General features: G+C 66.5%; 22 protein-coding genes. 13 read left to right on the forward strand and 9 right to left on the reverse strand.

Going from position 1 to position 24,282, the window contains the following annotated elements; genetic code table 11:
- Positions 1-41: 41 nt before the first annotated feature.
- The 3 genes from ndk (at position 42) to gph (ending at position 2,018) form a co-directional block, all read left to right on the forward strand.
- The gene (gene ndk / locus AC2D9V_RS14415) at positions 42-464 is read left to right on the forward strand and encodes a nucleoside-diphosphate kinase (protein ID WP_484714781.1); all 423 of its coding nucleotides are present in this window, start codon (positions 42-44) and stop codon (positions 462-464) included.
- A 188-nt stretch (positions 465-652) separates the two neighbouring features.
- Entirely contained in the window at positions 653-1,342 is a 690-nt protein-coding gene (rpe, locus tag AC2D9V_RS14420; protein WP_484714782.1) for a ribulose-phosphate 3-epimerase, read from the forward strand.
- Positions 1,335-2,018 (forward strand): phosphoglycolate phosphatase, encoded by a 684-nt coding sequence (gph, locus tag AC2D9V_RS14425; RefSeq protein ID WP_484714783.1) that lies wholly within the window; start codon positions 1,335-1,337, stop codon positions 2,016-2,018. Before rpe ends, gph begins: the two co-directional genes overlap by 8 nt.
- Positions 2,019-2,113: 95 nt before the next feature.
- On the opposite strand, the gene tsf is transcribed toward gph, so the two are convergent.
- The 3 genes from tsf to AC2D9V_RS14440 all read right to left on the reverse strand — a co-directional run bounded on the left by tsf (position 2,114) and on the right by AC2D9V_RS14440 (position 4,637).
- Complete coding sequence (gene tsf / locus AC2D9V_RS14430) at positions 2,114-3,022, reverse strand: translation elongation factor Ts (RefSeq protein ID WP_484714784.1); 909 nt, start codon at positions 3,020-3,022, stop codon at positions 2,114-2,116.
- Between the two features lie 71 nt (positions 3,023-3,093).
- Positions 3,094-3,858 (reverse strand): 30S ribosomal protein S2, encoded by a 765-nt coding sequence (rpsB, locus tag AC2D9V_RS14435; RefSeq protein WP_484714785.1) that lies wholly within the window; start codon positions 3,856-3,858, stop codon positions 3,094-3,096.
- Between the two features lie 206 nt (positions 3,859-4,064).
- Positions 4,065-4,637, reverse strand: a complete 573-nt coding sequence (locus AC2D9V_RS14440; RefSeq protein ID WP_484714786.1) for a hypothetical protein — start codon at positions 4,635-4,637, stop codon at positions 4,065-4,067.
- Positions 4,638-4,798: 161 nt separating this feature from the next.
- On the opposite strand from AC2D9V_RS14440, the gene AC2D9V_RS14445 reads away from it, so the two are divergent.
- The 4 genes from AC2D9V_RS14445 (at position 4,799) to AC2D9V_RS14460 (ending at position 8,580) form a co-directional block, all read left to right on the forward strand.
- Positions 4,799-5,965 (forward strand): mandelate racemase/muconate lactonizing enzyme family protein, encoded by a 1,167-nt coding sequence (locus AC2D9V_RS14445; protein WP_484714787.1) that lies wholly within the window; start codon positions 4,799-4,801, stop codon positions 5,963-5,965.
- Between the two features lie 39 nt (positions 5,966-6,004).
- Positions 6,005-6,895 carry a PfkB family carbohydrate kinase gene (locus tag AC2D9V_RS14450; RefSeq protein ID WP_484714788.1) on the forward strand — a complete coding sequence of 297 codons (891 nt, stop codon included), beginning with the start codon at positions 6,005-6,007 and terminating at the stop codon, positions 6,893-6,895.
- On the forward strand, positions 6,892-7,812 hold the full coding sequence (locus AC2D9V_RS14455) for a pseudouridine-5'-phosphate glycosidase (protein WP_484714789.1): 921 nt from the start codon (positions 6,892-6,894) through the stop codon (positions 7,810-7,812). Before AC2D9V_RS14450 ends, AC2D9V_RS14455 begins: the two co-directional genes overlap by 4 nt.
- A gap of 81 nt (positions 7,813-7,893) precedes the next feature.
- Entirely contained in the window at positions 7,894-8,580 is a 687-nt protein-coding gene (locus tag AC2D9V_RS14460) for a DUF502 domain-containing protein (protein WP_484714790.1), read from the forward strand.
- Here AC2D9V_RS14460 and AC2D9V_RS14465 read toward each other — a convergent pair.
- On the reverse strand, positions 8,577-9,350 hold the full coding sequence (locus AC2D9V_RS14465; protein ID WP_484714791.1) for a 3-hydroxybutyrate dehydrogenase: 774 nt from the start codon (positions 9,348-9,350) through the stop codon (positions 8,577-8,579). The two genes, AC2D9V_RS14460 and AC2D9V_RS14465, sit on opposite strands and share 4 nt — an antisense overlap.
- Before the next feature lie 274 nt (positions 9,351-9,624).
- Between AC2D9V_RS14465 and AC2D9V_RS14470 the strand changes: the two genes are divergently transcribed.
- Positions 9,625-11,445 carry an extracellular solute-binding protein gene (locus AC2D9V_RS14470; protein WP_484714792.1) on the forward strand — a complete coding sequence of 607 codons (1,821 nt, stop codon included), beginning with the start codon at positions 9,625-9,627 and terminating at the stop codon, positions 11,443-11,445.
- A gap of 29 nt (positions 11,446-11,474) precedes the next feature.
- The gene (locus tag AC2D9V_RS14475) at positions 11,475-11,591 is read left to right on the forward strand and encodes an entericidin (protein WP_484714793.1); all 117 of its coding nucleotides are present in this window, start codon (positions 11,475-11,477) and stop codon (positions 11,589-11,591) included.
- 68 nt (positions 11,592-11,659) lie between these two features.
- Here AC2D9V_RS14475 and AC2D9V_RS14480 read toward each other — a convergent pair whose 3' ends face one another.
- Positions 11,660-12,283, reverse strand: coding sequence for a helix-turn-helix domain-containing protein (locus tag AC2D9V_RS14480; RefSeq protein WP_484714794.1), 624 nt, complete (start codon positions 12,281-12,283; stop codon positions 11,660-11,662).
- A gap of 65 nt (positions 12,284-12,348) precedes the next feature.
- Between AC2D9V_RS14480 and AC2D9V_RS14485 the strand changes: the two genes are divergently transcribed.
- From AC2D9V_RS14485 to AC2D9V_RS14495, 3 genes are read left to right on the forward strand one after another with little or no spacing between them, the layout of a single operon-like run.
- On the forward strand, positions 12,349-13,851 hold the full coding sequence (locus tag AC2D9V_RS14485; RefSeq protein ID WP_484714795.1) for a class I adenylate-forming enzyme family protein: 1,503 nt from the start codon (positions 12,349-12,351) through the stop codon (positions 13,849-13,851).
- The gene (locus AC2D9V_RS14490; protein ID WP_484714796.1) at positions 13,848-14,507 is read left to right on the forward strand and encodes a DsbA family oxidoreductase; all 660 of its coding nucleotides are present in this window, start codon (positions 13,848-13,850) and stop codon (positions 14,505-14,507) included. Before AC2D9V_RS14485 ends, AC2D9V_RS14490 begins: the two co-directional genes overlap by 4 nt.
- Complete coding sequence (locus AC2D9V_RS14495) at positions 14,504-15,721, forward strand: MFS transporter (RefSeq protein ID WP_484714797.1); 1,218 nt, start codon at positions 14,504-14,506, stop codon at positions 15,719-15,721. The genes AC2D9V_RS14490 and AC2D9V_RS14495 overlap by 4 nt, the downstream gene beginning before the upstream one ends.
- Here the strand turns inward: AC2D9V_RS14495 and mfd are convergent.
- The gene (gene mfd, locus AC2D9V_RS14500) at positions 15,718-19,164 is read right to left on the reverse strand and encodes a transcription-repair coupling factor (RefSeq protein WP_484714798.1); all 3,447 of its coding nucleotides are present in this window, start codon (positions 19,162-19,164) and stop codon (positions 15,718-15,720) included. The genes AC2D9V_RS14495 and mfd overlap by 4 nt on opposite strands.
- Positions 19,165-19,171: 7 nt before the next feature.
- Positions 19,172-19,696, reverse strand: coding sequence for a component of SufBCD complex (locus AC2D9V_RS14505; RefSeq protein ID WP_484714799.1), 525 nt, complete (start codon positions 19,694-19,696; stop codon positions 19,172-19,174).
- Between the two features lie 128 nt (positions 19,697-19,824).
- Between AC2D9V_RS14505 and hemB the strand changes: the two genes are divergently transcribed.
- Positions 19,825-20,823 carry a porphobilinogen synthase gene (hemB, locus tag AC2D9V_RS14510; protein ID WP_484714800.1) on the forward strand — a complete coding sequence of 333 codons (999 nt, stop codon included), beginning with the start codon at positions 19,825-19,827 and terminating at the stop codon, positions 20,821-20,823.
- Positions 20,824-20,929: 106 nt separating this feature from the next.
- Here hemB and AC2D9V_RS14515 read toward each other — a convergent pair whose 3' ends face one another.
- Both AC2D9V_RS14515 and AC2D9V_RS14520 read right to left on the reverse strand, forming a co-directional pair.
- The gene (locus AC2D9V_RS14515; RefSeq protein ID WP_484715018.1) at positions 20,930-22,831 is read right to left on the reverse strand and encodes an ATP-binding protein; all 1,902 of its coding nucleotides are present in this window, start codon (positions 22,829-22,831) and stop codon (positions 20,930-20,932) included.
- Between the two features lie 299 nt (positions 22,832-23,130).
- Positions 23,131-24,276: an RsmB/NOP family class I SAM-dependent RNA methyltransferase gene (locus AC2D9V_RS14520; RefSeq protein WP_484714801.1), complete on the reverse strand. Its 1,146-nt coding sequence runs from the start codon at positions 24,274-24,276 to the stop codon at positions 23,131-23,133.
- Positions 24,277-24,282: the final 6 nt, after the last annotated feature.

Here is a 24,282-nt window from a genome sequence, read left to right on the forward strand (position 1 = left end):
TCCCATTCCGGCGGAAGCGCCGCACATCCATGGAGAGCCCGATGGCCATCGAACGTACCCTGTCGATCATCAAACCCGACGCGACCAAGCGCAACCTGACCGGCAAGATCGTTGCCAAGTTCGAAGAGGCCGGCCTGCGTGTCGTCGCCTCGAAGCGCATTCATCTGACCACGGCCCAGGCCGGCGCCTTCTACGCCGAGCACAAGGAGCGTGGCTTCTACGGCGAGCTGGTTGCCTACATGGCATCCGAGCCGGTGGTGGTTCAGGTCCTGGAAGGCGAAGGCGCGATCCTGAAGAACCGCGAAGTCATGGGCGCGACCGATCCGGCCGCTGCTGCCGACGGCACAATCCGCAAGGAGTTCGCGCTCTCCAAAGGTGAAAACTCGGTCCACGGGTCGGACAGCGAAGCCTCAGCCGCGCGTGAGATCGCGTTCTTCTTCTCGGGTCTCGAACTCGTCGGCTGATTGGCTCACCGTGATAAAAGAGGCCCGGTCCGCCGCTACCGGGCCTTTTTCATTCGGGCCGGGCTGCCGGGAGGGGCCTCGCGCAAGCAGATCCGATTATCGCATAATCAGTATTATGTAACCAAATGGGTGCTGGAAAGCCCGCAAATGCCGGGATATGAGGCGCGCAAGCCTTTGGAGCCTGCCCCATGCCGAACCATTCCATCAAGATCGCCCCGTCGATCCTGGCCGCCGATTTCGCGAACTTCGGTGCCGAATGCCGCGCGATCGAAGCCGAAGGCGCGGACTGGGTGCATGTCGACGTGATGGATGGCCATTTCGTGCCGAACCTGACCTTCGGCCCGGCGATGTGCGCGGCCTTGCGTCCGCATATCAAGGGTGTGATGGACGTGCATCTGATGATCGCCCCGGTCGATCCTTACCTCGAGGCCTTTGCCCAGGCCGGTGCCGACGTCATCACCGCCCATGTCGAGGCCGGGCCGCACATTCACCGCACGCTGCAAGCCATTCGTTCGCTTGGAAAAAAGGTCGGCGTCGCGGTGAACCCCGGCACCCATGCCGAGGCCGTGGGCGATCTTCTGGACATGGTGGACCTTGTCTGCGTGATGACGGTCAATCCCGGCTTTGGCGGACAAAGCTTTCTACATGGCCAGGTCGCAAAGATCGCGCGCCTGCGCGAGATGATCGGCGACCGCCCGGTCAGCATCGAGGTTGATGGCGGTGTCACGGTGGCGACGGCGCCCCTGGTCGCCAAGGCCGGAGCGGATGTGCTGGTGGCCGGATCCGCCGTCTTCAAGGGCGGCTCGGCGACTGCACCCAAGGCCTATGGCGAGAACATCCGGGCGATCCGCGCCGCGGCCGAGGCCGCCCGTGGCTGACACCATCGCGCTGGTCTTCGATCTTGACGGCACGCTGATCGATTCCGCGCCCGAGATCCATGCCGTTGCGAACCAGGTCTTTGCCGCCAAGGGGTTGCAGCCCATGGCCTTCGAGACCGTGCGCAATGCCATCGGCAACGGCGTGGGCGTGCTGGTGGACCGTCTCTTGCAGGCGCAAGGTCACGCGGGATCGGGGTCATTGCATACGGACCTCGTTTCCGACTTCGTGAAGATCTACGAGGAAGCCTTTGATCTGACGACGCTTTATCCCAGCGTGGCAGAGGTGTTGAGGGAACTCTCCGGTGCCGGACACCCGATGGCGGTCTGCACCAACAAGCCTGAGGGCCCTGCCCGCGCCGTTCTGCGCCACTTCGGCCTTGATGGCCATTTTCCCGTGGTGATCGGCGGTGACAGCCTTGCGACCCGAAAGCCCGACCCTGCCCCGCTTCTGGCGGCGCTGCACGCGCTGAATGCCGGCCCGTCCCTCTTCGTCGGGGACAGCGAGGTTGATGCGGAAACGGCCCATGCGGCAGGCGTTCCCCTTGCGCTTTACACGCAAGGCTACCGGAAAACCCCGGTCGAGGCGTTGCAGCCGAAGGTCGTCTTCGATGATTTCCGCGCTCTTCCCGGGCTTGTCGCGCATCTCGGCCCAAGGCTTCGGATCCGGAGCAGCTGACCTTCGGGCGGGGCCGACTTGCATGTCACCGTTCCCCTGAAAGGAAAGGGCCGGCGCGATCCCTCGCACCGGCCCCCTGCCCTCGTCCCGTTGGATCAGCCCTGAAGCGCCTTGGCGACTTCGGCGGCGAAATCCTCGGATTTCTTCTCAATGCCTTCGCCCACCGCGACGCGGGCGTAGCCGGTGATCTCGACCCCGGCTTCCTTCGCCGCCGCCTCGACCGTCAGGTCGGGGTTGATGACGAAGGCCTGGCCGAGCAGCGTGTTCTCCGCAAGGAAGCGCTTCATCCGGCCCGGGATGATGTTGTTATGGATCACCGCATCGGGCTTCGGCTTGGCCGAGGATGCGTTCTCTTCCAGCGCCTTGGCGGTCTGCACCGCAAGCTCACGCTCCAGCACCACAGGGTCAAGGGTGGCTTCCGACAGCGACAAGGGCGAGGTTGCGGCAATGTGCATCGCGAACTGCTTGCCGATCGCCTGCGCCTTGTCCGCGGGGCCTTTCAGCGCGACGAGGACGCCGATCTTGCCCATGCCGTCAGCCGCGGCGTTGTGGACGTAAGAGACCACGGTGTCGCCTTCCAGCACATGCAGGCGGCGCAGCGTCATGTTCTCGCCGATCCGGCTGATCGCTTCCTGAAGCACCGTCTCGACGGTCTTGCCGTTCAGATGCGCGGCCTTCACCACCTCGACCGAGTCGCCCGTGGTCAGGGCCACGTTGGCCACATCGCGCACCAGCGCCTGGAAATCGGCGTTCTTGGCGACGAAGTCGGTTTCCGAGTTGATCTCGACCGCAACGCCTTTGCCGTTGGTCACGGCCACGCCGATCAGGCCCTCGGCGGCAACGCGGTCAGCCTTCTTGGCGGCCTTGGCAAGGCCCTTGGTGCGCAGCCAGTCAACGGCGGCTTCCATGTCGCCGTTGGTCTCGGTCAGCGCCTTCTTCGCATCCATCATGCCTGCGCCGGTCGATTCGCGCAGTTCCTTCACCATCTGGGCGGTGACAGTCATGTCTCTCTCCTTGGAATAGATGGCCCGGCGGGATAGGCCCGCCGGGTGAAAGTCTGGTGACAGTCCGGGCCTCAGGCCTCGGCTTCGGCGACCGCTTCTTCCTCCGGGGCCGCTTCCAGCGCGCCAAGGTCGACACCCGCCGCACCCATCTGGGCCGACATGCCGTCCAGCGCCGCGCGGGCGATGAGGTCGCAGTAAAGCGCGATGGCGCGGGCCGCGTCGTCGTTGCCCGGGATCACGTGGGTCACGCCCTTCGGCGAGCAGTTGGTGTCGACCACCGCCACGACCGGAATGCCAAGCTTGTTGGCTTCCAGAACGGCGAGGTCTTCCTTGCCCACGTCGATGATGAAGATCAGGTCCGGGGTGCCGCCCATTTCGCGGATCCCGCCAAGCGAGGCCTGCAGCTTGGCCTGGTCACGCTCCATGCCGAGGCGCTCCTTCTTGGTCAAACCCTCGGCGCCGGCGCCCAGGACCTCATCGAGGTGCTTCAGGCGCTGGATCGAAGCCGAGATGGTCTTCCAGTTGGTCAGCGTGCCACCCAGCCAGCGGTGGTTCATGTAGTACTGGGCGCACTTTTCCGCGGCTTCGGCGACGGGCTTCTGGGCCTGGCGCTTGGTGCCGACAAAGAGGATGCGGCCGCCCTTGGCGACGGTGTCGCGCACGACCTTGAGCGCCTGGTCCAGAAGCGGAACGGTCTGCGTCAGGTCGATGATGTGGATGCCGTTGCGGTCACCGTAGATATACTCGCCCATCTTGGGGTTCCAGCGGGCGGTCTGGTGGCCGTAGTGAACGCCAGCTTCCAGAAGCTGACGCATGGAGAACTCGGGAAGAGCCATGCCTTTTCCTTTTCCGGTTTGAACCTCGGAGCCGCCGTCTTCACCCCCGGATGGAGGCAACCGGTGGACCGCACGGGATTTCTCCCCGCAACAGCCCCAGCGACACCTGTGAAGTGGCGCCCCTTTAGTGCAGTTTCAGGGGGCTGTCCACCCCCTGCCGGAAAAGCCGCGGCCCGAAGCATGCCACCGCGGGCTGCGGCCCTGCCCTAGCGGCGCAGCACAGCCGGCAAAAGCGCGGTCGGCCGCTTTTCGGGCGTGCACATGTCATTGTCGGCCGGACGGACCCCGAAGTACATCGCATCGCCCTCGACCTTGAGAAGATCGTGGTCGGTGCCGCATTCGGTCACCGGGCGCCAGCTGGCGCAGCCCGTTTCGGAAATGTCGGCCTCGAGGTTCGGCACCAGGTTGCACTCGGCCATTCCGAAGGCCGCGATCATTGCCGGGTCGGTCAGGAACAGCGTCACGCGCTTCCAGTCCTCGTCGAAATCGGTGGCGAAGCTTCCCTCCGGCCCGGGCTCGCCCACCCGGTAATCGCCGCCGGTGCGGAACTGGAAGGTGCGCATGGTCATGTCGGGGTCGAGCGCGTGGGTGAAGATGAGCTGCCACTGGCCATTCGCAAAGACGAACTCGCGGGTGCCGAAGCCGCCATACCACTCCTCGGCCTTCGGGCTGACGAAGGTGCCGGACAGCGCGGCGAGCGCTTCTGCCGGCAGGGGGTCGGCGGTGGCAGGTCCGGCAAGGGCGAGGCCAGCCAGAATGGAAAGAACGATCGGGCGCATGGGTCACTTCCTTTGCTGAAACGAAGGCGGATTGCCTTCACCTCAAGGACGCACCCGGGGCACGGGATTCGACATCGCGGCGGAAAACTCTGCTTGCGGTCGCAATTTGGCCAGCACCCGCCCCCTGTCCCGGCCATCGTGCCACCGGAAAAGAGGCACCCATGCGCATCCGCTCCATTACCGCCTTGCCGGTAAACATCCCCTTCCGCGCGCCCTACCGGTTCAGCTACGGCTCCATCGCGTCCCTGACCAAGACGGTGATCGAGCTTGAGACCGAGGATGGCGTCATAGGCCTTGGCGAATGCGCCGACGGTGACCGCGCGACCGAAGTGGTCGCTGCCGGCGAAAGGCTGATCGGTCTCGACCTCCGTGACATCGCCACCGCCGAGGCGCGGCTGGTGCCGGCCATGCGCTATACGCCCTGGGGAAATGTCACTTCCGCCTGCCGCATCTTCGGCGGGATCGAGATGGCGATGTGGGACGCGCGGGGCAAGACCGAGGGGGTTCCCCTGCACCTCCTGCTTGGCGGTGCGGTCCGGACCGAGATCGCGCTGACCGAGTATTTCAGCTATCGTTTCCCGGGCTTCGACCCCGGCGAAAGCACGCCCAAGGACGTCGCCCGCTACTGCGCGAAAATGATCGAGGAGCACGGATCGACGATCTTCGAAGGCAAGGTCGGCACCGTCTCGCTGGCCGAGGAAGTGCAGATGGTGCGCGAGGTGCGTGCTGCAATCGGCGACCGCCCGCTGCAACTCGACGCAAACGGCGGCTGGACCGTGCCCACCGCGCGCGAGGCGCTGACCCGGCTGGCCCCCTTCGACATCAGCTGGTTCGAGGAACCCTGCGAGACCTACGAGGAAATGGCCGATCTTCGCAGGCATTTCCCGATGTCCTTCTCGGCCCATGCCATCGACCTGCCCAAGGCCGCCGCGCTGCGCTGTCCCGACGCGATCGTGACCAACATCAACGAACACGGCGGCATTGCCCGCACCCGCGATTTCATCCGCGCCTGCGAGGCGATGGGGGTAGGCTTCCGCTTCCACTCGGGCGAAACCGGAATCGCCTCGGCCGCTTACCTCCAGCTTTCCGCGGCGCTGGACCATGTCCGGGGGGCCAGCCAGACCCTATTTCACTGGTATGCCGACGATGTCATCGACGGCGGCCCCTTTGCGCTGGAAAACGGCGTCACGCAGGTTCCGTCCGGCCCCGGCCTTGGCGTGACGCTGGACCGCAAGGCGCTGCAACGCTGCCATGACCGCTACCTCGCCGAAGGAAGCTTCCCCAGCGGGCGCGAAGGCGGCTACGGCAGCGGGTTCCGCAAGCGCTGAACCCTTGCGCGGGGGCGGCGCTTCGGCCAGAAGGCGGCCATGACGCCAGACATCCTCTGCATCGGTTCGGTCCTGTGGGACATCATCGGTCGCTCGCCCACCGCGATGCGGCTGGGGTCTGATGTGCCCGGCCGGATCACCCGCCTGCCGGGCGGGGTGGCGATGAACATCGCCATGACTCTGCGCCGCTTCGGGATGACCCCGGCCCTCCTCACCGCGATCGGCCGCGATGCGGAAGGGGATGAACTTGTGGCCGCCTGTGACCGCCTCGGTCTTGTGACGGCCCATGTCTACCGGTCCGAAGACCTGCCAACCGACCGTTACATGGCCATCGAGGGTGCGAACGGCCTGATCGCCGCCATCGCCGACGCCCATTCGCTGGAGGCCGCAGGCGACAAGATCCTGCGCCCGCTTGGCGACGGAGCACTCGGCTCGGCCGCTTCGCCCTGGCCCGGACCGATCGCGCTGGACGGCAACCTGACCGAGGCGCTTCTGGCCGAGATCGCGGCCTCGCCCCTCTTCGCCCGGTCCGACCTGCGCGTCGCTCCCGCCTCTCCGGGCAAGGCCGGTCGGCTGCTGCCGCTCTTGTCGCATCCCTCGGCCACGCTTTACGTCAACCTCGAAGAGGCGAACATCCTCGCCCGCACCGACCACACCAGCGCCGCCGCGGCCGCTGAAGCGCTTCTTTCGCGCGGAGCCCACCGTGTGCTCGTGACCGACGGCGGCCGGCCTGCGGCCGAGGGCACGGCGGGCGCGGGCGTGATCGCGGGCCAGCCGCCGCAGGTCCTGGTGACCCGCGTCACCGGTGCGGGCGATACCTTCATGGCTGCGCACCTTGTGGCCGAACGCGGCGGCGCCGCCCGGCAATCCGCCCTCGACGCCGCCCTGCGCGCTGCCGCGACCTATGTTTCAGGAGACATCGGCTCATGACGCTTCCCCTTGTCCTTTCGCCCGAGGTGGAAAAGGCGCGCGCCGACGGGGCCGCGATTGTAGCACTTGAAAGCACAATCATTACCCACGGCATGCCATTCCCGCAGAATGTGGAAACGGCCCGGCGGGTAGAGGCCGAGGTGCGGGCCCATGGCTCGGTGCCCGCGACGATCGCGATCCTCGACCACCACATCCACATCGGCCTGACCGAGACGCAGCTTCAGGCGCTTGGTCAGGCGAAGAATGTCGCAAAGCTTTCCCGCGCCGACCTTGCCGCCTGCCTCGCCAGCGGCGGGACCGGGGCGACCACCGTCGCCGCGACGATGATCTGCGCCCGCCTCGGCGGTATCGAGGTCTTCGCCACCGGCGGGATTGGCGGCGTGCACCGGGGGGCCGAACACAGCTTCGACATATCGGCCGATCTGCGCGAACTGGCCGAAACCCCGGTCACCGTTGTTGCAGCGGGGGCGAAGGCGATCCTCGACCTGCCGAAGACGCTGGAATACCTCGAAACCCTCGGCGTCCCGGTCATTGCCTACGGTCAGGACGACTTCCCCGCCTTCTGGTCGCGTTCCTCTGGCCTGCGCGCGCCCCTGCGCATGGACAACGCGGAAATGATCGCCGCCGCCCACCGGATGCGCGCCCGGCTGGGCCTGCCGGGCGGGCAACTCGTCGCCAATCCGATCCCCGCCGTGGCCGAGATCCCGCGGGCCGAGATCATGCCCCACATCGAGGCCGCGCTGGCCGAGGCCGAGGCGAAGGGGATCGCCGCAAAAGCCGTCACGCCCTTTCTTCTGCAACGCATCTTCGAGGCGACGGCGGGCAGGTCTCTTGCCGCCAATATCGCGCTCGTTCTGTCGAATGCACGCCTTGCGGCCGATATCGCGCGCGCTCTGATTGCAAGCAGGGGGGCCTGAAATCCGCGTGTCCGGCGCTTGCCGCCATTGCGTTCCTGGTCTGCGTCCCCATAAGGTGCCCGACGAAGGGACACCGAACACGTGACCGATCCGCACCACCCCCACCGCCGCGGCTTTCTAGGCGGGCTGCGCGCCAGTTTCCTGACCGGCCTCGTCGTCGTGCTGCCCATCGGGCTGACGATCTACATTGTCTGGGCCTTCATCGGCTGGCTCGACGGCTGGATCCTGCCGCTGATCCCCGCGTCTTATCAGCCTGACGCGCTGATCGGGCGCTGGTTCGGGCCCGAATACGAATTCCCCGTCCGCGGCGTGGGCGTGCTGGTCTTCCTCTTCTTCACCATCATCATCGGCTGGCTGGCCAAGGGCCTGATCGGACGCACCGTGATCCGCCAGGGCGAGATGCTGGTTGACAGGATGCCCGTCGTCCGGTCGGTCTATGGCGCGATCAAGCAGGTCGCGGAAACCTTCTTCAACAAGAAGGAAAAGAGCTTCGACAAGGTGGTCCTGGTCGAGTTTCCGCGTCCGGGCAGCTGGGCGCTGGGGTTCCTCTCCACCCGGCCGAAGGGCGAACTGGCCGAGCGTCTGGCCCTGATGGGGCCGGACATGTCGGCGGTCTTCGTGGGCCTCACACCGTTCACCAGCGGCATGCTGCTTTTCGTCCCGACGAAGGACCTGATCATCATGGACATGGGCGTCGACGACGCCGCCAAGCTGATCGTCTCGGGCGGCCTCGTCTACCCGCTGCCGAAGGGCTACGAGGCACCCTAAAGCGCGGTCCAGCCGCCATCGACCGAGATCGTCGTGCCGGTGATCTGGTCCGCTGCCGGGCTGCACAGGAACACCGTCGTCCCGCCGACCTGATCAACGGTCGCGAACTGGCGGCTGGGCTGGCGGAGAAGCATCACCTCGCGGATCACCGTCTCGCGGTCCATCTTGTGGGCCTTCATCTGGTCGGGAATCTGCGCCTCGACCAGCGGAGTCAGCACATAGCCCGGGCAGATCGCGTTGCAGGTGATCCCCTGCCCCGCCGTTTCCAGCGCAATCGTCTTCGTCAGGCCAACGACCGCATGTTTCGAGGCGACATAGGCGCTCTTGTACGGACTGGCCGTCAGGCCGTGGGCCGAGGCGATATCGACGATCCGCCCCCACCCCTTGGCCCGCATGCCGGGCAGCGCCGCCGCGATGGTGTGAAAGGCCGACGACAGGTTGATCGCGATGATCGCATCCCATTTCTCGACCGGAAACTCCTCCACCGGCGAAACGAACTGGATCCCCGCATTGTTCACCAGGATGTCACAACCGCCCGCCTTTTCGATCAGTGCCCGGCACTCCGTCCCCTTCGACATGTCTGCCGCGATGTAGCGCGCCGTGACCCCGTGGCGCGCGCCAAGATCGGCCGCCAGCGCGTGATCCTCGGGCCGGTCGGTGAAGCTGTTCAGGACAACATCCGCCCCCGCCGCCGCCAGCGCCTCGGCCACACCCAGCCCGATTCCCGAATTCGATCCCGTGATGACCGCGCGCTTTCCCGCAAGTGTCATGCCCGCCCCTCCATGCTGCACCTGCGAAAGGATGGCACGCGAAAGCGCCGAGGGAAAGCAGAAGCCGACGGGCGATAGGGCCAAAGAAAAAAACGCCCGCACGAGGCGGGCGTTAAGTCTTTGAGGCAGGTTTCATACAGGCAAGAAACCTATCGAGCAGTAAGTCTTATATAATCCTCTCGCCGCCGATGGCCAAGCTAAAAGTTTGAATTGCCTTCATGACGGGCTTAGGGTCAGGGCAAGGAACAACATCTCAGGACAGGAAACCTCCGCAATGATGCGTGCTGTCACAACGACCCTTCGCCGTCTTGGCTTGCCCTTCGCGCTTGCCCTTGTCGCCTTTCAGGCTCAGGCCGAGCCGCAGCATGGCATAGCTATGTATGGCCAGCCTGAACTGCCCCCGGATTTTGTGTCCTTCCCGCAGGCGAACCCCGATGCGCCCAAGGGCGGCAGCCTGACCATGGCGGTCAACGGCAGCTTCGACTCGCTCAATCCCTTCATCACCGCAGGCAGTCCGGCAGAAGGCATCAGCCCCCTGACCTTCGAGACGCTGATGGCCCGCAGCTTCAACGAACCCTTCACCCTCTACGGCCTTCTCGCCGAATCGATTGAGACGGATGATGCCCGCACTTTCGTCGAATTCACCCTGCGCGAAGGCGCCCGATTCTCGGACGGCAGCCCCGTGACGGTCGAGGATGTGCTCTGGTCCTTCGAGACGCTCGGCACCATCGGCAACCCGCGCTTCCTTGGGGCGTGGAAGAAGGTTGCAACCGCAGAAGCCGTGGGGGAACGCGGCGTGCGCTTTACCTTCAACACCGAAGACCGTGAACTGCCGCTGATCCTTGGCCTGCGTCCGATCCTGCGGAAGGCGGATTTCGAGGGGAAGGATTTCGAGGCGACGACCCTCGACAAGCTGACCGGCTCGGGTCCCTACGTCATCGACACGGTCGATCCCGGTGTCAGCATCACCTATCGCCGCAATCCCGACTGGTGGGGCAAGGATTTGCCCGTAAACCGTGGACAATGGAACTTCGACACCATTCGCTACGACTACTTCGCCAATCCGGTCGCAGTGTTCGAGTCGGTCAAGTCCGGCGGTATCACGGCCTACCGCGAAGACAACCTTGCGAAATGGGCCAGCCGCTACGACTTCCCCGCCATCTCCTCGGGCGACATGGTTAAGCTCGAGGTCCCGCACCAGCGCCCCTCGGGAATCATCGGCTTCGTGATGAATACAAGGAAACCGCAGTTTCAGGACTGGCGCGTGCGCGAGGCGATGATCGAGCTTTTCAACTTCGACTTCGTCAACCAGACCGTGACCGGCGGCGTTGCGCCGCGCATCACCTCGTACTTCTCGAACAGCCCGTTCTCCATGCAGCCAGGCGCCCCGGCCGAGGGCGCGGTTCTTGCCCTCCTGGAGCCCTTCAAGGCCGACCTTCTGCCCGGCACGCTGGAAGGCTACGCCCTGCCGCAAAGCGACGGCACGCCGCAGAACCGCGCCGGCCTCCGCCGCGCGATGGCGCTTCTGGAAGAGGCCGGCTGGATCGTGGGCGATGACGGCGTCCTGAAAAACGCCGAGGGTACGCCTTTCACCTTCGAGATCCTCCTGACCATCGGCCAGGACGAGGCCGCGAGCATCGCCGCGATCTATATCGAGGCGCTCCAGAATGCAGGGATCAGCGCGACCGTCACCATGCTTGATTCCGCACAGATGAAGACCCGGACCGACGCGTTCGACTTCGACATGACCTACATGATCCGCACCATGTCGCTCAGCCCGGGGAACGAGCAGAACCTCTACTGGTCATCCTCCGCCGCCGATACCGAAGGGTCGCGCAACTGGATGGGGGTCAAGTCGCCCGCCATCGACGCGACCATCGCCGCGATGCTCGCCGCCCGCACGAAAGAGGACGCCGCCACCGCCGCCCAGGCGCTCGACCGGCTTCTCACCGCCGGACGCTACGTCGTGCCCTTCTGGTTCGCCGACCGGAACCTGATCGTCCATGACAAGGCGCTGAAGCAGCCGGAAACGGTGCAGCTTTACGGGGACTGGGGAAATTCGTATCTTCCCGCCCTGTGGTGGTACGAAGAATGACCGCCGGGCAGCAAACTACGGGTAGATACATGCGGAAACTTGCACTTCTGGGGGCCATGCTACTGGCGCTTTCGGCCTGCAACACCATCGGCGGCGTGGGCGAAGACATCACTGCCGGTGCCGACACCGTCGCCGGGATGTTCTAGGCGGCCAGCTTGTCCCCTGATTGCCTGTGGCTTCGGGGATGCTCGTTTGGGCGATCCGATGCCGACGGTCACACCAGCGAGGTGACCCAAAGGATCGTCGCGTCCTCGTCCGACAGGCTGATCACGTTGTGGCCCATGCTGGCGTCGTAATAGGCGCTGTCGCCCCGGCGCAGGTCGACGGGCTCATAGAACTCGGTAAAAAGCCGGATCACGCCGGTCAGGACGTACAGGAACTCCTCGCCGTCGTGCCGGACCCAGCCGTCGAACTCCGCGAAGTCGCGCGCCCGGATCGTCGCGCGGTAGGGCAGCATCTGCTTTTTCGTCAGATGCGCCGCCAGAAGCTCGTGCTCATAGGTCGCCGTCGCCTGCGCCAGCCCCGCGCCCGACTTTGTCACCGCCATGCGCCCGTTGACCTGCGCCCGCGATGGCGGTGTGAACAGCTGCGGCACCGAAATCGCCAGCCCCTGCGCCAGCTTCTTCACTGCATCGAAGGTCGGGCTCATCTGCCCGTTCTCGATCTTGGAAAGCGTCGACCGCGCAAGGCCTGCCCGCGTGGCGGCCTCTTCCAGCGTCCAGCCGCGCGACCGGCGCAACTCGCGCACCCGTTCGCCAAGGTTCACCGGCTCCACATGCGCCTCGCCGCCCGACTCGCGGGCGACACGGATCAGCGATTTCGGATCGGTCGGCTGCATCGGATCCGGATAGTCCAGCCGCCGCAGGCTTGCAACTGTGGCGCTCCCCGTGCGACGCAAGGACCATGCTTTCCGTCGTCGATACCAGGCCCCATCCGGCGCTGCCAGCCGTGTTCAACCTTGCGGCTCATGTGCTTGCAGGGGGCAAGGCGCGCGACGACCTCCCGGCATTGGTCATCCTCCACTCCGCCGGGGACGAGGTCTTCAGCCACGCGCGCCTTCGCGCCCTTGTCCTCGGTTGCGCGGCCGACTTCGCCGCGAAGGACCTTGCGCCCGGCGACCGTATCCTCCTGCGGCTCGCGAACGGCCCGGCCTTTCCCATCGCCTTTCTCGGGGCCATCGCTGCCGGCCTTGTTCCCGTCCCGACCTCCTCTGCCCTGACCCAGGCCGAGATCACCCGCCTTGCCGCCCTCGTCACCCCGCGCCTGATCCTGGCCGACCCCGGCCTGCCCCTGCCCGAGGGGCCTGCGCCCGTCCTGCCGCCGGATCTGGCCCTGTGGGAAACCCTGCCGCCACGGAACCCCGTCCTGACCGGCCCGCATGCCGAAGCCTATGTGATCTTCACCTCCGGCACTTCGGGCCGTCCCATGGCCGTTTCCCATGCCCACCGCGCGATCCTCGCCCGCGCCGCAATGCACCAGGGCTGGGAAGGGCTGACCACCACCGACCGCCTTCTCCACGCCGGGGCGATGAACTGGACCTATACGCTCGGCACCGGACTGCTCGACCCTTGGACGCTCGGGGCGACCGCCCTTGTCCCGGCCCCGGGCACGGCACCCGCGATGCTTCCAGGCCTTCTCGCCCGCTCCGAAGCAACGATCTTCGCCGCCGCCCCCGGTGTCTTCCGCCAGATGCTGCGCCATCCCATGCCGCCGCTCCCCACCCTCCGCCACGCGCTTTCGGCCGGTGAAGCCATGCCCGACAGTGTCCGCACAGCCTGGACGGCAGCCACCGGAACGCTGGTCCACGAGGCGCTCGGGATGACCGAGGTCTCTACCTACCTCTCCGGATCGCCCGCCCGCCCCGCTCCGTCCGGAACAGTCGGCCATGTGCAGGACGGCCGCTTCGTGGCCCTCCTCGGCCTTGACGACCAGCCGGTTCCCCGCGGGACCGTGGGGGAAATCGCCATTGGCACCGGCGACCCCGGCCTGATGCGCGGCTACCTTGGTGAACCCGCACCGCAGGGCCCCTGGTTCCGCACCGGCGACATGGGCGTCATGGCCCCCGATGGTGCGATCACCCACCTAGGCCGCGGCGACGACCTCCTGAACGCCGGCGGCTTCCGCGTCTCGCCCACCGAAGTCGAGGCCGCCTTCCACGACCTGCCGGGCCTCCATGCCTGCGCGGCGGTCGAGGTCCGGCCCTCGCCCGACACCACCCTCCTCGCGCTCTTCTACGAAGGTCCGTGCGCGATCGACGAGACGGTTCTGCGCCAATGCGCCGAGAAGGCCCTTGCCCGCTGGAAGCAGCCAAGGCACTACCAGCACCTCGACACCCTGCCCCGCACCGCGACCGGCAAGCTCATCCGCCGCGCCCTGCCCGCCCTCTACCAGAGACCCGTCCCATGACCGCACACACGATCCGCCTCGACATCTTCTCCGACCCGGTCTGCCCGTGGTGCTACATCGGCAAGGCGAACCTCGACCGGGCGCTGGCAGACCAGCCCGGCCATCCCTTCGCCATCCAGTGGCACCCGTTCCAGCTGAACCCCGACCTGCCGCCCGAAGGTGCGGACAAGCGCGCCTATCTCGAGGCGAAGTTCGGCGGTGCCGCCCGCGTCGACGCGATGATGGACCGTCTGCGCGAGGTGGCCCGCGCCGCTGGGCTGGACTTCGACCCCGCCCTTGCCCCCCGCATGCCGAACACGCTGAACGCGCACCGCCTGATCCACTGGGCCGGGATCGAAGGCATGCAGTCCGAGGTCGTCACCCGCCTCATGCGCGCCTATTGGGAGGAGGGGCGCGACATCGGCGATCTGGAAACCCTGGCCGACATCGCCGGCGAAGCCGGCATGGACCGCGCCGCCACGCTGCGCCTTCTGCACTCGGATGCCGATGCCGAAGACATCGCCGCCCGTGACGCCGACGCCCGGCACAAGGGCGTGAACGCGGTTCCGACCTTTCTCATTGCCCAGCACTACGTCGTCTCCGGCGCCCAGCCGCCCGAGCTTTGGGGCCAGGTCATCGCCGAACTGACGCCCCCGGCCGAAGGCAAGCTGAATTGACCGCCACCGACGCGGACAAGCCGGTTTCGCAAGTCGAATTCGTGGCGCTGATGGCGATGCTCTTCGCCACCATCGCCATATCCATCGACGCGATGCTGCCCGCCCTGCCCGACATCGCCGCCACGCTCACGCCCGATGCGCCGAACGCCGCACAGCTCGTCGTCACCAGCTTCGTCTTCGGCATGGGCATCGGCACGCTCTTCGCAGGCCCCCTGTCCGACCGGTTCGGGCGCAAGCGCATCATCATGCTCGGCTCCGGCCTCTATGCCCTGGCCGCGCTCGCCTGCTACTTCGCCCCCACGCTTGAGGTGCTCCTTGCCGCCCGGGTTATCCAGGGCATCGGCGCCGCCGGACCGCGGACCGTGTCGATCGCTATGATCCGTGACCTCTTCAAGGGGCGCGAGATGGCGCGGATCATGTCCTTCGCGATGATGATCTTTACCGCCGTCCCCGCCATCGCGCCCCTCATGGGCCAGGGGATCATCGCCATTGCCGACTGGCACGCGATCTTCCTTGCCTACATCGCCTTCTCCGGCCTCACCATGCTCTGGCTCGGCCTCCGCCAGCCCGAAACCCTGCCCGTAACCAGCCGCCGCTCCCTCCGCCCGGCAGACCTCCTCGCCGCAATCAAAGAGCTCGGCCACCACCCCATCGTCATCATCTCCACGCTGCTCCAGGCGCTCACCCTCGCCGCACTCTTCGCCACGCTCTCCTCGATCCAGCCGATCTTCGAGGTCGTGCACGACCGCGCCGAAACCTTCCCCCTCTGGTTCGCCCTGATCGCCGTCGCCTCGATGTCGGGCAGCATCCTGAACAGCCGGATCGTGATGAGCCTGGGCATGCGCCGGGTCGTGCGCGGCACCTATGTCGCCCAACTTGTGCTGACGCTCCTGACCCTTGCACTTCTCGGCTCCGGCACAATGAGCGGCGATGTGGCCTTTGCGGTACAACTCGTCTGGTGCATCGGCCTTTTCGCGATGATGGGCCTGACCATGGGCAACCTGAACGCGCTGGCGATGGAGCCCGTCGGCCATATCGCGGGCCTTGCCGCATCGGTCATCTCGTCCCTCGCAACCGTGGGTTCGGTGCTGCTTGCGATCCCTGTGGGGCTTGCCTTCAACGGCACCGCCCTGCCGCTTCTCGTCGGCGTCGCGGTCCTGATCGGCATCGCGCTTATCCTGTCGCTCAAGGCCTTGGGCGAACCGCGCGCCTAAGCGGCCTTCCCGGCCTTCACCACCTCGGCAAGGTCGCGGGCAATCGCGAAGGCGCCCTTGATCCGGTCGCCTTCCGATTTCATCTCGCCCACCAGCACGATGCGGTTGCCGTTCACCTTGGCCGCCCCGCCCTGCGCCTTCAGGAAATCCACCAGACCCGCCGGATTGGCGAACTTGTCGTTGTGGAAGGCGATCGTCGCCCCCTTCGGCCCGGCATCCAGTTTGGCGATCCCCGCGCGCTTGCACATCGCCTTGATCCGCACGATCAGCATCAGCGTGTTGACCTCTTTCGGCAAAGGCCCGAAGCGGTCGATCAGCTCTGCCGCAAACCCCTCCAGTTCGACCTTGGTCGTCAGGGACGACAGCCGCCGGTAAAGCCCCAGCCGGATGTCGAGGTCGGGGATATAGCTTTCGGGGATCATCACCGGCACCCCAAGGTTCAACTGCGGGCTCCAGTCATCTGAAATCGTTGACAAACCCTGCAACTCGCCCGATTTGATCCGGGCAATCGTCTCTTCCAGCATCTGCTGGTAAAGCTCGTAGCCGACTTCCTTGATATGGCCCGACTGCTCCTCGCCCAGCAGGTTCCCCGCGCCGCGGAGGTCAAGGTCGTGGCTCGCCAGATTGAACCCCGCCCCAAGACTGTCGAGGCTGCCCAGAAGCCGCAGCCGCTTCACCGCCTGCGGCGTCAGAGGCGCGCGCGGCTTGGTCGTCAGGTAGCAATAGGCCCGCGTCTTGGACCGACCCACCCGTCCCCGGATCTGGTACAACTGCCCCAGACCGAACATATCCGCCCGGTGGACAATCATCGTGTTCGCCGTGGGAATATCCAGTCCGCTTTCAACAATCGTCGTCGCCAGCAGGACGTCATACTTCCCGTCATAGAACTGGTTCATCCGGTCATCCAGATCCCCGGCCGCCAACTGCCCATGCGCGATGACATAGCTCACCTCGGGGACATGGGTCTTGAGGAAGTCCTCCACCTCGTGCAGGTCCGCGATCCGCGGCACCACGTAGAACGACTGCCCACCGCGGAAGCGTTCACGCAAAAGCGCCTCGCGGATGGTGATTGTATCGAATTCGGAAACATACGTGCGGATCGCCAGACGGTCGACCGGGGGCGTCGCGATGATCGACAGGTCCCGGACACCCGTCAGGCTCAGTTGCAGGGTCCGGGGAATGGGCGTCGCGGTCAGGGTCAGTACATGCACCTCGGACCGCATCTCCTTCAGCCGTTCCTTGTGCGCCACGCCAAAGTGCTGTTCCTCGTCGATGACCAGAAGCCCGAGCTTCTTGAACGTCACACCCTTGGCCAAAAGCGCATGGGTCCCGACCACGATGTCGACCGACCCATCCGCCATCGCCGCCCGGGTGGCAGTCGCGTCCTTTGCTGAAACAAAGCGCGACAAGGGTCGGACCGAAATGGGAAATCCCCGGAACCGCTCGGCAAAGCTGCGATAGTGCTGCCGCGCGAGCAACGTCGTCGGGCAGATCACCGCCACCTGCATCCCCGACAGCGCCGCAACGAAGGCCGCCCGCATGGCAACCTCGGTCTTCCCGAACCCCACGTCCCCGACCACCAACCGGTCCATCGGGCTGCCCTTCTCCAGGTCCGCGACCACATCGGCGATTGCCGCCAGCTGGTCATCCGTCTCCTGATACGGGAACCGCGCCGCAAAGGCCTCCCAGATCGAATGCGGGGCCTCCAGGATCGGCGCGTGGCGCAGCGCCCGTTCCGCCGCGATCCGCATCAGGCGGTCGGCAATCTCCTTGATCCGTTCCTTGAGCTTTGCCTTCTTCGCCTGCCAGGCCCCGCCGCCAAGCCGGTCAAGCAGCCCCTCCTCATGCCCGTAGCGGCTGAGAAGTTCGATATTCTCGACCGGCAGGTAGAGTTTCGCATTCTCCGCATATTCCAGCGCCACGCAGGCATGCGGGGCACCCAGCGCGGTGATCGTCTCGATCCCCAGATACCGACCAACGCCATGTTCGACATGCACCACCAGGTCGCCGGGGCTGAGCGTATCGACCTCGCGCAGGAAGTTCTCGGCCTTCCGCTTCCGGCGCGGCTTGCCGACCATCCGGTCGCCCAGCACGTCCTGCTCCGAGATCACCGCAAGACCCGGGGCCACAAACCCGGCCTCCAGCGGCCATACGACGAGGAACAGGCCGCCCTTCCCCTCCGGCACCTCGCGAAAATCGGCGATGTCCTGCGCCCCAGTCAGCCCGTTGTCAGAGAGAAGCCCCTTCAGCCGCTCGCGCGCGCCGTCCGACCAGCTCGCCAAAACCACCTGACGGTCCTTGGCAAGATCACGAACATGATCCGCCAAGGCACCGAAAAGGTTGATCTTTTCCTGCCGCCGCTCCGGCGCGAAACTGCGCCCCACCCGCGCGCCCGCGTCCAGCACCCCCGGCCCCGGGCTTTGCGGCAGGGGCGAAAGCTGCACCACGCGGCTGGCCGCCAGCGCAGCCTCCCAGGCCGCATCATCCAGGTAAAGCTCCCCCGGCGGCACCGGCTTGTAGACGGTGTCGATCCGCCCCTTGGCCCCCATCGCCTCGTGGCGCGAGTCATAGCTGTCGTCGATTGCCTCCCACCGGGCCAGGCGGGCCGGGGTTACCTGATCATCCAGCATCACGCTGGCACCGGGCAGATAGTCGAACAGCGTCTCCAGCCGCTCATGAAAGAACGGCAGCCAATGCTCCATCCCCTGGTGCTTGCGGCCCGCACTGACCGCCTCGTAAAGCGGGTCGTCCGTCCCCGCCGCGCCAAAGGCGATGCGGTAGTTCTGCCGGAACCGCGCAATCGCCGCCTCGTCCAGCACGATCTCGCTCACGGCCGAGAACTCCACCCGCTTCAGCTTCTCAATCGTCCGCTGGCTTTCGGCATCGAACCGCCGCGCCCCGTCCAGCACGTCCCCGAAGAAATCCAGCCGGATCGGTCCCCCCGGCCCCGGCGGGTAGATGTCCACGATACCGCCGCGGAGCGCATAGTCCCCCGGCTCCGCGACCGTTGAGACGGGCGAGAACCCCATCCGCGCCAGAAACCCCTTCAGCCGCGCCTCATCCACCCGCTCCCCGACATTCGCCCGGAACGAGGCCGCCCGCACCACCTCACGCGCCGGCACCTTCTGGGTCGCCGCGTTCAGGGTCGTCAGAAGGACAAAGGGCGAAGCCAGTCCGTCGGCCAGCACCGACAACGTCGCCATCCGCCGCGCCGAAATTTCGGGGTTGGGACTCACACGGTCGTAGGGCAGGCAGTCCCAGGCAGGGAAGTCCAGCACCACGACCTCCGGCGCCATCACCGCCAGCGCCGCCCGCATCGCCTCGGCCCGCTTGTCGTCGCGGGCGACATGAATGACCGGCCGCCCCCGCCCAAGCTCGCGGGCCAGAAGGCGGGCGTCAAATCCCTCGGGCGCGCCGCCCAAAATGATACGCTCGGCCGTCATGTCGCTCTCAGTGCAGGATCGAAACGCTGGTGTTCTGCCACATGCCGTAAAGTGCGGTGACGCAGATCGACAGCATGCCTATGACCTGGGTCACCCGCCGGTGCCGGATCAGCGACCGGTGAAGCCCTTCGGCATCAACCTCGCTGCCGACCAGCTGGCGGCTGACCCGGATACTCTGCCAGACGACGAGCGACAGTGGAACCAGCAACAGAAACACCGCCTGGGCGAATTCGACATCGTAGTAGAAGGCCATCAGCCCAAGTCCCGTGACCCAGAAGCACAGCAGCGCAACAGCGATCGCTCCTCCGCGCTCGACCATCATCAGAAGGCGGGTCGTGTTGATGCGCACCAGGTCCTGCATGTCCTGCTGGACCTGCCCACCCTCCCGGCGGGCCTGCTGGATCAGGTCAAAGGGGACGCCCAGGACCCAGTAACTGACCGAAGACCACAGCGCTGCAAGGACGATCCAGTACCAGAGGTTCGAGAACGAACGCATGTCGATGACTTCGAAAACGGTATCGATCAGCTCCACGTTGCGTGCCGTCCCTGCCTTATGTCCCGGTCTGCCCCGCTTAGATATCTTGAGGCCCGGCCTTTTCCATGGCAGGCAGACAGTCGGGCTGCAAGCCCCCGCTTGCGTCCCAGGCCACGGAGTCCGCCATGCAGCCAGTCCACGCCCCTTTCCCGCTGACGCGCTTTCGCCGCAACCGGCGTACTGCGGCGCTGCGGGCGCTGACGCAAGAGGTGACGCTGTCTGCCGCTGACCTGATCTGGCCGCTTTTCGTCCGCGATGGAGCCGGCCAGCGCGAACCGATCGCCTCGATGCCGGGGGTGGAACGCCTCAGCGTCGATCTGGTGGTCGAGGCCGCGCAAAAGGCCGCCGATCTTGGCATCCCGGCCGTCTGCCTTTTTCCCTACACCGATCCCGCGCTGAAGACCGCCGACTGTCGCGAGGCCTGGAACCCCGACAACCTCGCCAACCGCGCGATCCGGGCGATCAAGGCGGCGGTGCCCGAGGTGGCGGTGATGACCGACGTTGCCCTCGATCCCTACAATGCCCACGGCCATGACGGCCTTGTCGTCGACGGCGTGATCCTGAACGACGAAACCGTCGAGGCGCTGGTCAGGATGGCGCTCGCCCAGGCCGAGTCCGGGGCCGATATCCTTGGCCCCTCCGACATGATGGACGGGCGCATCGGCGCCATGCGGTCCGCACTCGAGGCGGCAGGCCACAAGGACGTGGCGATCCTCAGCTACGCCGCCAAATACGCCAGCGCCTTCTACGGCCCCTTCCGCGATGCGGTCGGTGCGACGGGGGCGCTCAAGGGCGACAAGAAGACCTACCAGATGAACCCGGCCAACTCGGACGAGGCGCTGCGCCTTGTCGCCCGCGACCTCGCCGAAGGGGCCGACATGGTGATGGTCAAGCCCGGGATGCCCTATCTCGACATCTGCGCCCGGGTGAAGGACGCCTTCGGTGCGCCGACCTTCGCCTACCAGGTCTCGGGCGAATACGCGATGATCAGGGGGGCGGCGGCGAACGGCTGGATCGACGGCGAAAAGGCCATGCTGGAAAGCCTGATCGCCTTCAAGCGCGCCGGCTGCGACGGCATCCTCACCTATTTCGCCCCGGAAGTTGCCCGGATCCTCAAAGGCTAGGTCCCCGTGTCCCATGCAGGCTAGTCGGCGTCTCCGACCCTCCTCGCCTGCCCCAAACGACGAGAAGCCGAAGGCGCACTAGGAGGCGACGCGCAGCCTCGCACCGCTAATGGAACTGCCCCTGCACCGTCTCGGCCAGCTGGTTCAGCGAAAACGGCTTCGGCAGGAAGACGGAATTCGGGATCCGAGCCTGTTCCTCCGACAGGCTGTCCTCGGCATAGCCCGACATGAAGACCACCCGCGCATTCGGCCGCGTCTCGCGCGCCTGACGCACCCAGGACGGCCCGTCCATCCCCGGCATGACCACGTCGGTCACGAAGACATCGACTTCTAGCCCCGGATCGTTGAGGAGAGACAGCGCCTCTTCGGCATCCGCCGCCTCAAGCACCGTGTAGCCCCGCAGCCGCAGCGCACGCCCCGCGAAGGCGCGGACCGGGGCTTCGTCCTCGACCAGAAGCACGACACCGTCGCCCTGCCGCAGCGTGGCCCGGCGCGGGTCCGGCGCCGCAGGGCTGATCACCACCGTCTCGCCCTCAAAGACCGGGAAGTAGAGCGAAAAGGTCGCGCCTTTCCCGGGGCTGGAATCGACGAAGATGAACCCGCCGGACTGCTTGACGATCCCATAGACCATCGACAGGCCAAGCCCCGTCCCCTCGCCCATCTGTTTCGTGGTGAAGAACGGCTCGAAGATCTTTTCAAGATGTTCGGGCGCGATCCCCGATCCCTGGTCGATCACCCGGATCACCGAGTAATCCCCCGCCGGGACCGAGGCGCGGTCGCGCCGCAGGGGCTCGCCCAGCGTCACGGGTTCGGTCTGGATCAGGATGCTGCCGCCTGCCGGCATCGCGTCCCGCGCATTGACCGCAAGATTGATCAGGACCTGTTCCAGTTGCCGGCGATCCGCCCGGATATGTCCCAGGGTCCGGCCGGTCTGGTGCCCGAGATGCTCAAGGCGGAGCTCCACACGTTCCACGACCAGCCGGTTCAGAAGATGGGCAAGATCGGACAGCACATCCTCAAGGTCCAGACGCTCGGGCTTCAGCGTCTGCTTGCGGGAAAAGGCCAGAAGTTGCCCGACCAGCGCCGCCGCCCGGTTAGCGTTCTGGCGGATCTGCTCAAGGTCGGCAAAGTCCGGTGCCTCCGGGCCATGCCGCAAGAGAAGAAGATCGCAATGCCCCGCGATTGCGGTGAGGAGGTTGTTGAAATCATGCGCGATTCCGCCTGCAAGCTGGCCGATCGCCTGCATCTTCTGACTTTGGGCGAACTGCGCCTCCAGCGTCTTCAGCCGCGTCGCATCGTTCAGGACAGCCAGCGCGCCCGGTCGCCCCCCCTCGTCGAACCGGCTGAGGGTGACCTGCAGGAAGGTCTCTTCCCGCGCCTGCCGGACACGCAGCACCTCGGACCCCGCGGAAAGCCGCCCGGTCACCACATCCGACAGCCAGTCGGACACCGGCCGTCCCAGACCTTCGAAGATGTCGTGGAACATCGCGGCCCTGAGGTCGCCCTGCCACAGTAGGTCCCGCGCCGCGCGATTGGCGCTACGCAGGATGCCATCGGGGCCCAGCGACAGAAGAGCGACCGGAACCTCCTCCAGATCCGTCGGCCCGCCGTCGCGCCCGGTCGGCACTTCCGGTCTTGGTGCGACGGGTGATCCCGCTGCAGGGTGCCCGAACGCGTCAACCCGCCAGAGGAACCGGTCCTCCCCGAACCGGTGCACGGCAAGGCGCAACATCCCGTCGGCGGTCGGCAGATCCTGCCGTGCGGCACCATCGCGGCGCGCCTCTTCCAGAAGCCGCGTCAGAATCGATCCGGGAAACAGCGTCACCTGACCCAGCGCCGCGACGATGCCGTCCGGCGCATCTCCGAACCGCGCTTCGGCTGCCGCATTCCGCAGGATGATCCGTCCCGCGTCATCGGTTGAAAAGCACGGCGCGCTGTCGGCGCCCATCACGGCAAAGCTGTCACGCCGTTCGACCACAGCGCGGGCCCCTGCCAGAAGGCGAAGCATCGCAAGAATGGCCGTGGCGATAAGCACCGTCAGCCCTGTCAGCCCCGCCAGCGGACCAAGGCCTGGCACATCCGCATCCCAGATCAGCAAAAGCGCAAGGCCGATGGCCGACAGCATGACCAGTCCGGTCACCGTCATGCGCGCCAATCCAGCCATCGCCCTTCGAACCGACTGTGTCACTGCCCTGCCCTTACTGCACCTCGGCCGTGCCAGCCTTGCCGGGAAAGGGTTAAGTGCGGGTTAACCGCTTCCCAACGATACCGGCATCCCGTCTGCGCGCAAGGGTTGAGTGTCGGGGCTCAGGCTCGCCTGAGAATGCAGACGTAGAATCCGTCGCCACCCTCCAGCGGAGAAAACGACCGTTCGGCCTCCCAGACCCATCCGCCCTGCCGGGCACGGAACCGGTCAACCTGTGCCCGGTTCTCGACCGCAAGGAGTGAGCAGGTGGCATAGGCGAGGGCGCCACCCTTCCCGACCATCGCCGCCGCTCGGTCGAGGATAGCGGCCTGCACCGACACCAGCTCCTCCAGCCGTTCAGGCGTCAGGGCCCACTTGCCTTCCGGGTCGCGCCGCCAGCTGCCCGAGCCGGAGCAGGGCGCGTCGACCAGCACCAGATCGAAAGGCGCTGCCGCCTCGGGCCTCTCGGTCACCGTCACCGCAATCCCCGCCCGCCGCGCCCGCTCCGGCAGGTCGGCCATCCGGCGCGGGGCGGCGTCATGCGCCCAAAGGCGCAGGTCCACCCGGCTTGCCATCGCCAGCGTCTTGCCCCCGCCTCCCGCGCAATGATCCAGCACCCGCATCCCTTCCGCCAAGGGCAGCGCCGCGACCACCGCCTGGCTCGAGGCGTCCTGCAACTCCACAAGCCCGTCGCGGTAGGCGGCCGAGGCCTGCACCTTCCGCGCGTTCCCCGTCACCTCCAGCGCCGAAGCGGCAAGAGGATGCGGCACCGCCACGATGTCCTCGGCGGCCAGCGCGGCGACCGCCCCGGCAGGATCGGTCTTCCGCAGGTTTACCCGCAGGAACACCGGCGCCCGCTGGCGCAGGGCCGCTGCCGCCGCTTCCAGCTCTGGTCCCAGGCTCTCGCGCAATAGCGGCACCAGCCAGTCCTGTAGGTCCAGGGCCTCGGCCCCCTCCGCCGCACGGCCCGCCTCGCCCGCCCCGGGTGGCGGTGGCGCATGACCCTCGCCCGAGAAGAGCCGCTCGCTCCCCGCCTCGCGCATCAGGCCCAGCACCAGCCCGCGCCCGGTCATGCCGCCCCCGAGGGCCGCCGCCGACCGTTTCCTCCGCAACGCGTCATAGACGATATCCCGAACTGCCGCCCGGTCACCCGAACCCGCAAACCGGCTCGCCCGGCCCCAGTTGGTCAGCGCCTTCTCCGCCGGCTCGCCCGCCAGCACCCGGTCCAGCACGCCGATCGCCGCCGAAAGCCGCGCGCCCGGTGTCATCGCGCC

It is taken from the genome of Tabrizicola sp. T46 (assembly GCF_057219895.1).

Excerpts from the sequence above, each read along its gene's own strand:
- AC2D9V_RS14480 (WP_484714794.1), bottom strand. The coding sequence starts at position 12,283 with ATGCAGCCGACCGATCCGAAATCGCTGATCCGTGTCGCCCGCGAGTCG.
- AC2D9V_RS14475 (WP_484714793.1), top strand. The coding sequence starts at position 11,475 with ATGCGGAAACTTGCACTTCTGGGGGCCATGCTACTGGCGCTTTCGGCC.
- AC2D9V_RS14490 (WP_484714796.1), top strand. The coding sequence starts at position 13,848 with ATGACCGCACACACGATCCGCCTCGACATCTTCTCCGACCCGGTCTGC.
- mfd (WP_484714798.1), bottom strand. The coding sequence starts at position 19,164 with ATGACGGCCGAGCGTATCATTTTGGGCGGCGCGCCCGAGGGATTTGAC.
- AC2D9V_RS14450 (WP_484714788.1), top strand. The coding sequence starts at position 6,005 with ATGACGCCAGACATCCTCTGCATCGGTTCGGTCCTGTGGGACATCATC.
- AC2D9V_RS14485 (WP_484714795.1), top strand. The coding sequence starts at position 12,349 with ATGCTTTCCGTCGTCGATACCAGGCCCCATCCGGCGCTGCCAGCCGTG.
- rpe (WP_484714782.1), top strand. The coding sequence starts at position 653 with ATGCCGAACCATTCCATCAAGATCGCCCCGTCGATCCTGGCCGCCGAT.
- ndk (WP_484714781.1), top strand. The coding sequence starts at position 42 with ATGGCCATCGAACGTACCCTGTCGATCATCAAACCCGACGCGACCAAG.
- AC2D9V_RS14455 (WP_484714789.1), top strand. The coding sequence starts at position 6,892 with ATGACGCTTCCCCTTGTCCTTTCGCCCGAGGTGGAAAAGGCGCGCGCC.
- AC2D9V_RS14445 (WP_484714787.1), top strand. The coding sequence starts at position 4,799 with ATGCGCATCCGCTCCATTACCGCCTTGCCGGTAAACATCCCCTTCCGC.
- AC2D9V_RS14515 (WP_484715018.1), bottom strand. The coding sequence starts at position 22,831 with ATGCTTCGCCTTCTGGCAGGGGCCCGCGCTGTGGTCGAACGGCGTGAC.
- tsf (WP_484714784.1), bottom strand. The coding sequence starts at position 3,022 with ATGACTGTCACCGCCCAGATGGTGAAGGAACTGCGCGAATCGACCGGC.
- rpsB (WP_484714785.1), bottom strand. The coding sequence starts at position 3,858 with ATGGCTCTTCCCGAGTTCTCCATGCGTCAGCTTCTGGAAGCTGGCGTT.
- AC2D9V_RS14520 (WP_484714801.1), bottom strand. The coding sequence starts at position 24,276 with ATGACACCGGGCGCGCGGCTTTCGGCGGCGATCGGCGTGCTGGACCGG.
- AC2D9V_RS14440 (WP_484714786.1), bottom strand. The coding sequence starts at position 4,637 with ATGCGCCCGATCGTTCTTTCCATTCTGGCTGGCCTCGCCCTTGCCGGA.
- AC2D9V_RS14465 (WP_484714791.1), bottom strand. The coding sequence starts at position 9,350 with ATGACACTTGCGGGAAAGCGCGCGGTCATCACGGGATCGAATTCGGGA.
- hemB (WP_484714800.1), top strand. The coding sequence starts at position 19,825 with ATGCAGCCAGTCCACGCCCCTTTCCCGCTGACGCGCTTTCGCCGCAAC.
- AC2D9V_RS14470 (WP_484714792.1), top strand. The coding sequence starts at position 9,625 with ATGATGCGTGCTGTCACAACGACCCTTCGCCGTCTTGGCTTGCCCTTC.